The sequence below is a fragment of the Yoonia sp. SWMV100 genome (genome assembly GCF_056108365.1).
Genome location: NZ_JBWBAQ010000005.1, coordinates 18,169 through 30,877 on the forward strand (window position 1 = coordinate 18,169; position 12,709 = coordinate 30,877).

The window sequence follows — 12,709 nt, forward strand, 5'->3', positions numbered from 1 at the left end:
AGGGTCTGGAATGACGGACCCGCAACAAAAAAGGAATTGCACACGTGGCACGTATTGCCGGCGTTAACATCCCGACTGCAAAGCGGGTTCCAATCGCCCTGACATATATTACCGGTATTGGCCCAGCCAAAGCCGAGGAAATCTGTGAAGCAACAAAGATCGATCGCGCCCGTCGCGTGAACGAACTGTCTGACGCAGAAGTTCTGTCGATCCGTGAATACATTGACGCCAACCTCACCGTTGAAGGTGACCTGCGTCGTGAAACACAGATGAACATCAAGCGTCTGATGGACCTTGGTTGCTACCGTGGCCTGCGTCACCGTCGTAACCTGCCGGTTCGCGGTCAGCGGACATCCACAAACGCACGTACTCGCAAGGGCCCCGCTAAGGCCATTGCTGGTAAGAAGAAATAAGGGAGGTCTGACACATGGCACGCGAAGCAAAACGCACCAAAAAGAAGGTCTCCAAGAACATCGCCGCAGGCGTTGCTCACGTGAACTCTTCGTTCAACAACACAAAAATCCTCATCTCCGATGTGCAGGGCAACGCGATCGCTTGGTCGTCTGCTGGTACAATGGGTTTCAAGGGGTCGCGTAAATCGACACCTTACGCTGCCCAGATGGCTGCTGAGGATGTCGGCAAGAAAGCACAAGACCACGGCGTGAAAACGCTTGAGGTCGAAGTGCAGGGTCCGGGTTCTGGCCGTGAAAGCGCATTGCGCGCTTTGGCTGCTGCGGGTTTCAACATCACATCGATCCGTGACGTGACACCAATGGCGCACAACGGCTGCCGCCCACCTAAGCGCCGCCGCGTTTAATATCACCCAAACGCTTTGGGGTCGTGCTATTTGCGCGGCCCCAATACGTCATTTTGAAACCTCGGGCGTTTGCCACTTGGACATGAGGGCAAACAGGAATGGAGGGACACATGATCCACAAGAACTGGGCTGAGTTGATCAAGCCAACACAACTTGAAGTAAAGCCGGGTAACGACCCTATGCGTCAGGCGACAGTGATCGCTGAACCGCTGGAGCGTGGTTTTGGTCTGACACTGGGGAACGCATTGCGCCGCATCCTGATGTCGTCCCTGCAAGGCGCTGCGATCACTGCTGTGCAGATCGACAACGTATTGCACGAGTTTTCATCCGTGTCCGGTGTACGTGAAGACGTCACCGACATCGTCTTGAACCTCAAGGGTGTCGCCATCCGTATGGAAGTCGAAGGCCCAAAGCGTTTGTCTGTCCAAGCAAAAGGTCCGGGCGTTGTTACGGCTGCTGACATCTCGGAAACAGCAGGTATCGAAGTTCTGAACAAGGACCACGTGATCTGTCACCTTGATGATGGCGCAAGCCTGTACATGGAACTGACCGTCAACACCGGCAAAGGCTATGTTGCGGCTGACAAGAACAAGCCAGAAGACGCACCGATCGGCATGATCGCGATCGACGCGATTTACAGCCCCGTGAAAAAAGTTAGCTACGACGTGCAGCCGACCCGCGAAGGTCAAGTGCTGGACTATGACAAGCTGACCATGAAGGTTGAAACCGACGGATCGTTGACACCTGACGATGCGGTTGCCTATGCAGCCCGTATTTTGCAGGATCAACTGTCGATCTTTGTGAACTTTGACGAGCCTGAATCAGCCTCTGCTGGTGCAGATGATGACGGTCTCGAGTTCAACCCGCTTCTGCTGAAGAAAGTGGACGAGCTGGAACTGTCTGTCCGTTCGGCAAACTGCCTCAAGAACGACAACATCGTTTATATCGGCGATCTGATCCAGAAAACCGAAGCAGAAATGCTGCGCACACCGAACTTTGGCCGCAAATCTTTGAACGAAATCAAAGAAGTGCTGTCAGGTATGGGTCTGCACCTTGGCATGGACGTCGAGGACTGGCCACCAGACAACATCGAAGATCTGGCGAAAAAGTTCGAAGATCAGTTCTAAGACTTTGGATGGGCCTTCGGGCCCATCCGCAAATGCCCGCAAGAGCGGGGAACATCTGGGTAATTCTGCCCCAATAATACGGCTGGCACGCATCAGACCGTTGGACAAAGTATAAACCTTAGGAGACCACAAAATGCGTCACTCGAATGGCTACCGCAAACTGAACCGCACCCATGAACACCGCAAAGCGCTGTTCGCAAACATGGCCGGTTCACTGATTGAACACGAACAGATCAAAACAACATTGCCAAAAGCAAAAGAACTGCGTCGCATTGTTGAAAAGCTGGTCACATTGGCAAAACGCGGCGACCTGCACGCCCGTCGTCAGGCCGATGCGCGCCTGAAGCAAGACATCCACACAGCGAAACTGTTTGAAATCATCGGCCCACGCTACAAAGACCGCCAAGGTGGTTATGTGCGTATCATGAAGGCTGGCTTCCGTTACGGCGACATGGCTCCAATGGCGATCATCGAATTCGTTGACCGCGATGTGGACGCAAAAGGCGCCGCAGACAAAGCCCGTTTGGCTGAGTACGAAGCGCTCGAGGATTAATATCCCGCGACTTCGACGAAGTTTTGAAAGCCTCGCGGATATCGCGGGGCTTTCGCTTTTTTGCACAAGGCATATGTTGCCCCTATGACAGACCTGTTTGACAGCCCGACCACTCCGCCCCCGGCAGGCCCGCGCCCGCTGGCAGACCGCTTGCGCCCGGCAAGTTTGGGGGATGTGATTGGTCAGGAACAGGTGCTTGGGCCAGATGCGCCGCTGGGGATCATGCTGTCATCGGGGTCGCTGTCGTCGCTGGTCTTTTGGGGGCCGCCCGGTGTCGGAAAGACAACGATTGCGCGGTTGCTGGCCAATGAATCCGATTTGCATTTTGTCCAGATCAGCGCGATTTTCACCGGTGTGCCTGAATTGCGCAAGGTCTTCGAGGCGGCCAAGATCCGTCGCCAGAACGGTAAGGGCACGCTGCTGTTCGTGGACGAGATCCACCGTTTCAACAAAGCCCAGCAAGACGGGTTTTTACCCTATATGGAAGATGGCACCATCTTGTTGGTGGGGGCCACCACCGAAAACCCCAGTTTCGAATTGAACGCCGCGCTGTTAAGCCGTGCGCAGGTGTTGATCCTCAAGCGGCTCGAATTGCGTGACCTTGAACGGTTGGCGCAGCGTGCCGAAAAGGAAATGGATCGCGCGCTGCCGCTGGACGGCCCGGCGCGTGATGCGCTGTTGCATATGGCCGATGGCGATGGGCGCGCATTACTGAACCTGATTGAACAGGTGATGGCGTGGAAGCCCGGCAGCAAACTGACCACCGATGATCTGACCAAGCGGTTGATGAAACGCGCGGCGAAATACGACAAGTCTGGCGAAGAGCATTACAACCTGATCAGCGCCTTGCATAAGTCGGTACGGGGGTCGGACCCGGATGCCGCGCTATACTGGTTTGCGCGGATGTTGGCGGGGGGCGAAGACCCACGTTATCTGGCCCGTCGCATCACCCGGATGGCGGTGGAGGATATCGGTTTGGCAGACCCGCAGGCGCAGGCTGTGTGTTTGCAGTCTTGGGAAACTTATGAACGGTTGGGATCGCCCGAAGGTGAATTAGCGCTGGCACAGGCGGTGACCTATCTGGCGCTGGCTCCGAAATCGAATGCGGCTTATGTGGCGTACAAGGCGGCTGTTGCGGCGGCCAAACAGACCGGGTCTGAACCGCCGCCGGCGCATATCATGAACGCCCCGACAAAGCTGATGAAAGAGCAGGGATTTGGCGCGGGCTACGCCTATGACCACGATGCCGAAGACGGGTTTTCAGGGCAAAACTATTTCCCCGAAGGCATGAAGCGCGGTGTTTACTATTTACCCGTGGACCGCGGGTTCGAGCGTGATTTGAAAAAACGGGTCGATTTCTTTGCGGGACTACGCGCAAAGCGGTCCAAGAATTGACATCCTGACATGAACAGGCCAAGGCACACGACATGATGACACCAGTAATTTCAGTGGCTTTGGGCGGCGCGATTGGCGCTGTCGGTCGGTACGGCGTGAATGTCGCGGCGACGCGGTTGATCGGGATCGGTTTTCCGTGGGGGACCGTGGCCGTCAATGTGATCGGGTCATTCTTAATGGGCGTGATGATAGTGACATTGGCCAACAAGGGCGGGATGCGGTTTGCACCTTTCCTGATGACCGGCGTGCTGGGCGGGTTCACCACGTTTTCGGCGTTTTCACTGGATGCGGTGACCTTGTTCGAGCGTGGTCAGATCGTCCCGGCGGCAGCCTATGTGTTTGGCACAGTGCTGGTCGGATTAATTGCAATTATGGCCGGAATGGCCCTGACACGGATGGTATTGGCATGAGCGGCGTAGAAACACGGATTATCGGCCCAGACGACGGCGATCAGCGGCTTGACCGCTATTTGCGCCGCCTGTTCCCGCATCTGACCCAAGGCCGCATCGAAAAGCTGTGCCGCAAGGGTGAATTGCGTGTCGACGGGGGGCGGGTGAAAACGAATACCCGTCTTGAGGTCGGACAAAAGATCCGTATCCCACCGCTCCCGTCCGAGGAAGAGGTGGCAGCGACCGCATCGCTGATGAAATCGGGCGTGACCAAGGCAGATGCGAAACTGATCCAATCGCTGGTCATCTATAAAGACGACCACATCATTGCGATCAACAAGCCGGCTGGTCTGGCCACGCAAGGGGGTTCCAAGACGACCCGCCACGTCGATGGTATGGCCGAGGCGCTGACCTTTGGTTACGAAGAAAAGCCGCGCTTGGTGCATCGTTTGGATAAGGATACGTCGGGTGTCTTGCTTTTGGCGCGCACACGGATGATGGCCAAGCAATTGACCGAAAATATGAAACACCGCGAGACCCGCAAGATTTATTGGGCCGCTGTCGCAGGCGTGCCGCATCCGCGTGCGGGTACGATCAAATACGGATTGGTCAAGGCCCCGGGGCATGGTCATGGCGGCGAGAACGAAAAAATGCGCTGTGTGCATCCGCGCGATGTAGACAGCACCGAAGGCGCAAAGCGCGCGACCACCGACTATGCGGTGATGGATACGCTGGCCAGCCGCGCCGCGTGGTGCGCGCTGGTCCCGATCACGGGCCGCACCCACCAACTACGTGCCCATATGGCCGAAATCGGGCATCCGATCATTGGCGATGGCAAATACGGCGGGTCCAGTCAGGAAAACCTTGGTGATGGCTGGGGTGCCGGCATGGGCAGCGAGATCGGCCGCAAAATGCATTTGCACGCGCGGTCGATGACGATTGAGCACCCGGCGACAGGCAAAACCTTGCACGTCACAGCGCCCTTGCCAGAGCACATGCAAAACACTTGGGATTTTGTGGGGTGGGTTGTAGGCCACGCGCCTGTCGATCCGTTCAATATGCCTGATGAGTGATCTGCGCCTTGTGATATTCGACGTCGACGGCACACTTGTCGACAGTCAGGCCGAAATCATGGCTGCGATGGAGATGTCGTTTGCCGCCAACGGTCTGCCGATGCTGCCGCGCACAGCGGTGTTGTCGATTGTAGGCCTGTCATTGGATGTGGCATTTCGCCAATTGTGTCCGGACGCGGACGATGTGGTGCTGGCCAGCCTTGTGCAGGCCTACAAGGACGCGTTCAACGCCTTGCGCGGTGCGGACGGCACTGCCGAAAAAAGCCTGTTGTTTCCGGGTGCCTTGGCGGTGTTGGATATTTTGGCGGGCCAAGACAACACGTTGCTTGCGGTCGCGACAGGAAAATCCCGGCGTGGGTTGGATAAACTGCTGGAACGCTACGGGCTGACAGGGATGTTCCACAGTGAACAGGTTGCCGACCACCATCCGTCCAAGCCAAACCCATCGATGATACTGACCGCGCTCAGCGAACTGGGGATTGGGCAGCAGCGGGCCGTGATGGTCGGTGACACCACGTTCGATATGGACATGGCACGCGCCGCTGGCGTCGCCAAAATTGGTGTTAGTTGGGGGTATCACCCCGCCGAAATGCTGCGCCCCGATATCTTGATTGATGACTTTACCGCGTTGCCGGGCGCGATCGACACTTTGTTAGGACCGATGAGATGAGCGATTGGAAACCAAAACGTTTCTGGAAAACCGCCACCCCCACAGTTTGCGAGGGTGGATTTACCGTACTGTTGGATGGGCGGGCTGTGAAAACCCCGGCAAAGGCGTCGCTGACAGTGCCGACCCTCGCGCTGGCTGAAGCAATCGCAGTGGAATGGGACGCGCAAGAAAAACTGATCGATCCACGCACAATGCCAGTGACGCGCGGGGCCAATGCCGCGATTGACAAGGTGCGCACGCAACGCGACGAGGTTGTGGCCTTGTTGGCGGAATATGGCGACAGCGATTTGCTGTGTTACCGTGCCGCTGGCCCCGACGGATTGATTGAACGGCAGGCCGCACATTGGGACCCGTTGTTGGAATGGGCTGCGGATACGCTGGACGTGCGGCTGGCAGTTGGCGAAGGCGTGATGCACGTGCCCCAAGACCCGGCAGCGCTCGCCCGGCTGACCGCCGAAGTTGCTGCCTTTGATGACTTTGCTTTGGCTGCGGCGCATGACCTGATCAGCATGTCAGGATCACTGGTTCTGGCGCTGGCGGTGACACGACAGGCGGTGGATGTTGAACACGCTTGGGTGGTATCGCGCGTGGACGAGCATTGGCAGGTTGAACAGTGGGGACATGATGATGATGCCGCCGCCACAGAGGCGATCAAACGTGCCGCATTTTTGGACGCCGCGCGTTTCTTTGCCTTGTCACAAACCTAAAGAAACTGACCTAATTTGCGTACTTTTCGGAAAATTAGCCTCTTAATATGGCAGATGCGCAGTGTTTCCGCCTTGTTTCCCTTGACCTCCCCAGCCGATTCCGCACACTCTGCCTCAGATGCGCGAGAAATCGCTATCGCTATCAAAGACTGTCCTTGGGGACGGAAAAATGACTGCCCTCCATTAAGAGGGCGGAAACTCAGGAAGAGGTAACTATGAAAAAAACCGTATTCTTCGGCGCGCTGACAATTGCTGGCTTGGCTGCCGGCATGGCTTCTGCTGCGACCCTTGATGATGTCAAAGCACGTGGCTCGCTGAACTGCGGCGTGACAACTGGTCTTGTAGGTTTTGCTGCTCCGAACGCTGAAGGCGTTTGGGAAGGCTTTGACGTGGCTGTATGCCGCGCTGTTGCTGCTGCGATCTTTGGCGACCCAACTGCTGTTGAGTTTGTACCAACAACCGGCGAAACACGTTTTACTGCGCTGTCGTCCGGCGAAATCGACATGCTGGCGCGTAACACAACATGGACAATGAGCCGTGACACCGATCTGAAATTTGATTTCGTCGGCGTGAACTACTACGATGGTCAGGGCTTCATGGTGCCAAAGGCGCTTGGCGTGACATCTGCAAAAGATCTGGATGGCGCAACTGTTTGTATCCAGACTGGTACAACAACAGAGCTGAACTTGGCAGATTTCTTCCGTGCCAACGACATCAGCTATGAGCCTGTGCCAATTCAGACCAACGCTGAAGCACAACAGCAGTACCTTGCTGGCGCTTGCGACGTTTACACAACAGACGCATCTGGTCTGGCTGCGACTCGTGCAACATTCGAAGCACCTGCCGACCACGTTCTGTTGCCAGAAATCATCTCAAAAGAGCCACTCGGCCCGCTTGTTCGCCACGGCGACAACGACTGGGGTGATATTGTGATGTGGACACTGAACGCACTGATCACAGCTGAAGAGCTGGGTGTGACTTCGGCCAACATCGAAGAACTGGCAGCTGCACCAACCAACAACCCAGAAATCAACCGTCTGCTGGGTACCGAAGGTGAACTGGGCGCGATGATCGGTCTGGACGCTGCATGGGCGAAGAACGCGATTGCCGCTGGTGGTAACTACGGCGAAGTGTTCGAATCGAACATCGGCGAAGCGACACCAATTGCGCTGGCACGTGGCCTGAACGCACAGTGGACTGACGGCGGCCTGCTGTATTCACCACCTTTCCGCTAAATACGACGGCAAAGGCCCGGTTTATCCGGGCCTTTCGCTTTCTATGCTAAAATAACGTAAAAAAGAGCATCCCGCGCATGGCGCCTCGGACCTGGCCGAAGCGACCAAAAAAGAACGGGAGCCTGGGGAGAACGTAATGTCGACAACGACGGACATTCCGCCGAAGCAAAGCTTTCGGTTGGAACAGCTGATTTATGACACCCGTTACCGCTCCATGACCATTCAGGTTGTGACTTTGGTGCTGGTCTGTCTGGGGATCGGGTATCTTTATATCAACCTGATGACCAACCTTGGCAATCTTGGGCTTGAACCTGATTATGGCTTTTTGAAAAGCCGCGCAGGGTATGACATTGGCACGACCCTTATCGATTATGACAGTGCTGATACGCACGGTCGCGCGGCTGTCGTTGGTATTCTGAATACACTGCTGGTCGCCGTTCTGGGCTGCGTCACGGCCACGATTATCGGTGTGCTTGCCGGTGTGTTGCGTCTGTCGAAAAACTGGATCGTCAGCCGGCTGACCGCCGTTTACGTCGAAGGTTTCCGTAACGTGCCGCTGCTGCTGTGGATCCTGCTGATCTATGCGGTGATGACCGAATCTATGCCGCAACCCCGCGATTTCCGCGAGGGTGGTATTGCAGCAATGAAGCTGTTTGACACTGTCGCAGTCACGAACCGGGGCGTTTATATTCCCGGACCGGTTTGGGGGCAGTATTCGCTGATCCTTGTCGGGGTGTTTGTTCTGTCTGTGATTGGTGCCTTTGTGTACCGTTCATATGCGAAGAAGGTATTGTTCGACACGGGGCGGCTGTTGCCGATGATCTGGCCTGCGCTGTTGATCGCGATTGTGCCCTCGATCCTGTTCTACTTTATCCTTGGTGGCCCCGTCACGCTGTCCTACCCTGAATTAGGCGGCTTTAACTTCAAGGGCGGTATTCAGATCAGCAACCCGCTGCTGGCGCTATGGTTGGCGTTGTCTCTGTACACCGGGTCGTTCATCGCAGAGATCGTGCGCGCCGGTATTCTGGCTGTCAGCAAAGGCCAGTCCGAGGCGGCATTTGCGCTAGGGATGCGTCCGCAGCGCACGATGAGCCTTGTGATTTTGCCGCAAGCGATGCGGGTCATCATTCCGCCGCTGATTTCGCAGTTCCTGAACCTGACCAAAAACTCGTCCCTCGCGATTGCGGTGGGGTATCCGGATATTCGCGCCACGCTGGGCGGGATTACGTTGAACCAAACCGGGCGCGCGTTGGAATGTATGCTGCTGCTGGGGCTGTTCTATCTGGCCTTGTCGCTGGCGATTTCGACGGTGATGAACATCTACAACAATTCCAAAAAATTGGCGGAGCGGTGATATGAGCGATACACATGCACAAACCGTCACCTACGTTCGTGACACCATGCTGCCCCAGTCGGCACCACCGATCGGGCAGACGGGTACGATCAGATGGCTGCGCGAGAACCTGTTCTCAAGCTGGCTGAATGCGATCCTGACCATTTTGTCAATTCTGACGGTCTGGTATCTGTTTAGCCACTTTTTCCCATGGTTCTATAACGGAATTTGGGATGCGTCATCGCTGACCGAATGCCGCGAAATTCGCAATGCCACATTGGGCGAAGATGCATCAGCCGCGTGTTTTGCGGTGATCAGCGACCGTTGGCAACAATTGCTTTTTGGGTTCTATCCCAAGGAATACTATTGGCGCCCTGTCGTGGCATTGGTTGTTATCCTTGCCGGTCTTGCACCAGTGCTGTTTGACAACCTGCCGCGCAAAGCGCTGGCGTTTTCGGCGGTCTCTCCGTTGATCGCGTATCTTCTGCTTTGGGGCGGTTCAATTTGGGGCCCTGTTGCTTTTGCGTTGGGCTTTGGCGTTGGATATGCCGTGTTCCGTTTGCTGGCGGGAATCAACGGGCTGATCGCAATTATCGCGGCGATTGTTGCGCCGTTGGTATTTTGGCTGTTTGCGGCGGGGCCGATTGCATCGGGACTTGGGTCTATATTGCCAATCGGGCTTGAATATATCCCGTCCAAAGACTTTGGCGGCTTCCTTTTGTCGATCGTCATTGGTTTCGCGGCAATCTTTCTATCGTTGCCGCTGGGCATTTTGTTGGCTCTGGGTCGTCAGTCGCCGCTGATGATCGTCAATAAACTGTCTGTTGCTTTCATCGAAATCATCCGGGGCGTTCCACTGATTGTGTGGCTGTTCACGGCATCATTGCTTTTGAACTACTTCCTGCCACCGGGCACCAACTTTGACCTGATGCTGCGCGTGATCATCATGGTGACACTGTTCTCGGCGGCGTATATCGCCGAGGTTGTGCGCGGTGGTTTGGCTGCCCTGCCCAAGGGCCAATACGAGGCCGCGGATGCGCTGGGGCTGGATTATTGGAAGGCGATGCGTCTGATCATTCTGCCGCAAGCGTTGAAAATCTCGATTCCGGGGATCGTGAACACCTTTATCGGGTTGTTCAAAGATACCACGCTGGTGGTGTTTATCGGGCTTCTTGACCCGCTTGGGCTGATCAACTCGATCCGCGCCAGCACAGACTGGAACGGCATCTACTGGGAACTATACGTATTCATCGGCCTGATGTTCTTTATCTTTTGCTTCAGCATGGGCCGCTATTCACTTTACCTGGAGAAAAAACTCCAGCGTGAAAACCGCTAAGGAGACCTGACAATGGTTGAAATGACACAAGAACACGCCATCGATCGTAGCCATATGCAGGTTTCGGATGAGGTCGCGATTGAAATCCGCAACATGAACAAATGGTACGGCACTTTCCACGTGTTGCGCGACATCAATCTGACTGTGCAGCGCGGTGAACGGATCGTGATTTGCGGCCCGTCAGGGTCCGGTAAATCGACACTGATCCGTTGCATCAACCGTTTGGAAGAACACCAAGCGGGCGACATTATTGTTGATGGCACAGAGCTTTCGTCAGATCTGAAAAATATCGACAAGATCCGGTCAGAGGTTGGCATGTGCTTTCAGCACTTTAACCTGTTCCCGCACCTGACGATCCTCGAGAACTGTACGCTGGCACCGATCTGGGTCCGTAAGACACCCAAAAAGGAAGCCGAAGAGATTGCGATGCATTTCCTTGAAAAGGTGAAGATCCCCGATCAGGCCCATAAATACCCCGGCATGTTGTCAGGTGGTCAGCAGCAGCGTGTGGCGATCGCACGGTCGTTGTGCATGAAGCCCCGCATCATGCTGTTTGACGAGCCGACGTCCGCGCTTGACCCTGAGATGATCAAAGAAGTGCTGGATACAATGATTGAATTGGCCGAAGAAGGCATGACCATGCTTTGCGTGACCCACGAAATGGGGTTTGCACAGGCGGTGGCGAACCGGGTTATTTTCATGGACCAAGGCCAGATTGTGGAACAAAACGAACCCAAAGAGTTCTTTAACAACCCGCAATCCGAACGGACCAAATTGTTCCTAAGCCAGATCTTGGGACACTGAAAACAAAAGCCCCGGCAATGTCCGGGGCTTTTTATTTGTGGCGCAGCTGTGGCTGCGTCCCGGATCAAGACCCAGCCGCTGGCCTATCGATAGCCCGGGTTTTACCCCGCAACACCCGTTGTCCCAATCAAATCACGCGGCACGATGAAATCCACGCATCTGCCTGTATGTCGCTGCACCGCACCCCAGTGCGGCGCGTCAAAATCGATCACGGTTGTGGCGCAGGTGGGGTAGGCGGCGAATTGTGCGTGCTTGGGCGCGGTGGCGACCATGCCGCTGGCGAACATGCCGATTCCGGGGTTGTGGCCGATCATCGCGACTGTTTGGACGGTTTCGCGGTGCATCATATCCATCAGCATGTCGGGGGACGCGTGATACAGCCCCGCTGAGAGCCGTAGTTTGGGTGTCGGTGTCATGGTCGGCAAGATCAGGTCAGCCGTCTCGCGCGTGCGCGTGGCGTCGGAACAGAGCACGTCGTCAGGGATATACCCATGGCTGGCCAGCCATTCCCCAATGGCCACAGCCGAGGCCCGTCCCCGTGCGTTCAATACGCGGGCGTGGTCGTCGGAAAAAGGGTCACCCCAGCTGGATTTAGCGTGGCGGATCAGGATCAGGCGTAGCGTCATAAAAATGCATCCATGTGAAAAGCGGATTGGGCAGAAATGCGAAGGTCTTGACCGATGGGGCAGGCGCGGCGGACGGCGCAGCCCATTGTCATACAGGTATGGCCTGCGGATGTGCGTAGATAGGATTTGCAGGTGGGTACAGCGTAGCCGTCTTTGGTCAATGCGCCAACAGGGCAGGTGGTTTGACATGGCTTTTCTGCGCAGGTGTCGCAGGGGCAAATGCCCGGATTGGTTTCAACCACCCAAGGCACCACAAGCGCGCCACGGTATGACACGAATAGCCCTGTCCGGTCATGCACCAGAAACCCCACGGGGGATGCCCACGCGCGTCGGGAACGCAGTGCCCACTGATAGAAGGGCTGATAGGGAGGTCCGCCAAACGGATACAGTGCAACGGCACCAGCTGTGGCCGCAATCGCATCAAGGGTGCGGCGCGACCAGCGGTCCAGCGGGTCTGCCTGCCCGTCGGTATATTCGGGTGATGTGGTAAAATACGGCCAGAATGCTGGCTCGTCCGGCCCGACGAGCAGGAGCGATCCTGACTGGACTGGCAGCCTGTCATTGGCGTTGACCCGAAATTCGCCCAGAACCTGCAAACGCGCGCCCTCAAGGGCGTGTTGCAGTCCTGTTTGGTCGGTGTGCAT

General features: G+C 56.1%; 15 protein-coding genes. 13 read left to right on the plus strand and 2 right to left on the minus strand.

Annotated features, from left to right (window positions below):
- Positions 1-44 precede the first annotated feature (44 nt).
- The 13 genes from rpsM to ACXJGX_RS12180 all read left to right on the plus strand — a co-directional run bounded on the left by rpsM (position 45) and on the right by ACXJGX_RS12180 (position 11,439).
- Positions 45-413, plus strand: a complete 369-nt coding sequence (gene rpsM / locus ACXJGX_RS12120) for a 30S ribosomal protein S13 (RefSeq protein ID WP_474782001.1) — start codon at positions 45-47, stop codon at positions 411-413.
- Positions 414-427: 14 nt separating this feature from the next.
- Positions 428-817: a 30S ribosomal protein S11 gene (rpsK, locus tag ACXJGX_RS12125; RefSeq protein WP_474782003.1), complete on the plus strand. Its 390-nt coding sequence runs from the start codon at positions 428-430 to the stop codon at positions 815-817.
- A 110-nt stretch (positions 818-927) separates the two neighbouring features.
- On the plus strand, positions 928-1,944 hold the full coding sequence (locus tag ACXJGX_RS12130; protein WP_474782005.1) for a DNA-directed RNA polymerase subunit alpha: 1,017 nt from the start codon (positions 928-930) through the stop codon (positions 1,942-1,944).
- Between the two features lie 133 nt (positions 1,945-2,077).
- Positions 2,078-2,497 (plus strand): 50S ribosomal protein L17, encoded by a 420-nt coding sequence (gene rplQ / locus ACXJGX_RS12135; protein WP_474782007.1) that lies wholly within the window; start codon positions 2,078-2,080, stop codon positions 2,495-2,497.
- A gap of 84 nt (positions 2,498-2,581) precedes the next feature.
- Positions 2,582-3,892: a replication-associated recombination protein A gene (locus ACXJGX_RS12140; protein WP_474782009.1), complete on the plus strand. Its 1,311-nt coding sequence runs from the start codon at positions 2,582-2,584 to the stop codon at positions 3,890-3,892.
- 32 nt (positions 3,893-3,924) lie between these two features.
- On the plus strand, positions 3,925-4,302 hold the full coding sequence (crcB, locus tag ACXJGX_RS12145) for a fluoride efflux transporter CrcB (RefSeq protein ID WP_474782011.1): 378 nt from the start codon (positions 3,925-3,927) through the stop codon (positions 4,300-4,302).
- Entirely contained in the window at positions 4,299-5,354 is a 1,056-nt protein-coding gene (locus ACXJGX_RS12150) for an RluA family pseudouridine synthase (protein WP_474782012.1), read from the plus strand. Before crcB ends, ACXJGX_RS12150 begins: the two co-directional genes overlap by 4 nt.
- Entirely contained in the window at positions 5,347-6,024 is a 678-nt protein-coding gene (locus ACXJGX_RS12155) for an HAD-IA family hydrolase (protein WP_474782014.1), read from the plus strand. Before ACXJGX_RS12150 ends, ACXJGX_RS12155 begins: the two co-directional genes overlap by 8 nt.
- On the plus strand, positions 6,021-6,731 hold the full coding sequence (locus tag ACXJGX_RS12160) for an ATP12 family chaperone protein (protein WP_474782016.1): 711 nt from the start codon (positions 6,021-6,023) through the stop codon (positions 6,729-6,731). Before ACXJGX_RS12155 ends, ACXJGX_RS12160 begins: the two co-directional genes overlap by 4 nt.
- 215 nt (positions 6,732-6,946) lie before the next feature.
- Positions 6,947-7,966, plus strand: a complete 1,020-nt coding sequence (locus tag ACXJGX_RS12165) for an amino acid ABC transporter substrate-binding protein (protein ID WP_474782018.1) — start codon at positions 6,947-6,949, stop codon at positions 7,964-7,966.
- Positions 7,967-8,102: 136 nt separating this feature from the next.
- Positions 8,103-9,320, plus strand: a complete 1,218-nt coding sequence (locus tag ACXJGX_RS12170) for an amino acid ABC transporter permease (RefSeq protein ID WP_474782020.1) — start codon at positions 8,103-8,105, stop codon at positions 9,318-9,320.
- 1 nt (position 9,321) lies between these two features.
- Positions 9,322-10,635: an amino acid ABC transporter permease gene (locus ACXJGX_RS12175; RefSeq protein ID WP_474782022.1), complete on the plus strand. Its 1,314-nt coding sequence runs from the start codon at positions 9,322-9,324 to the stop codon at positions 10,633-10,635.
- A 21-nt stretch (positions 10,636-10,656) separates the two neighbouring features.
- A complete protein-coding gene (locus ACXJGX_RS12180) occupies positions 10,657-11,439 on the plus strand; it encodes an amino acid ABC transporter ATP-binding protein (RefSeq protein WP_474782024.1) in 783 nt (260 codons plus the stop codon).
- 101 nt (positions 11,440-11,540) lie between these two features.
- Here the strand turns inward: ACXJGX_RS12180 and ACXJGX_RS12185 are convergent, their stop codons facing one another.
- Both ACXJGX_RS12185 and ACXJGX_RS12190 read right to left on the minus strand, forming a co-directional pair.
- A complete protein-coding gene (locus tag ACXJGX_RS12185) occupies positions 11,541-12,065 on the minus strand; it encodes a SixA phosphatase family protein (protein ID WP_474782026.1) in 525 nt (174 codons plus the stop codon).
- Complete coding sequence (locus ACXJGX_RS12190) at positions 12,062-12,709, minus strand: ferredoxin (RefSeq protein WP_474782028.1); 648 nt, start codon at positions 12,707-12,709, stop codon at positions 12,062-12,064. The genes ACXJGX_RS12185 and ACXJGX_RS12190 overlap by 4 nt, the downstream gene beginning before the upstream one ends.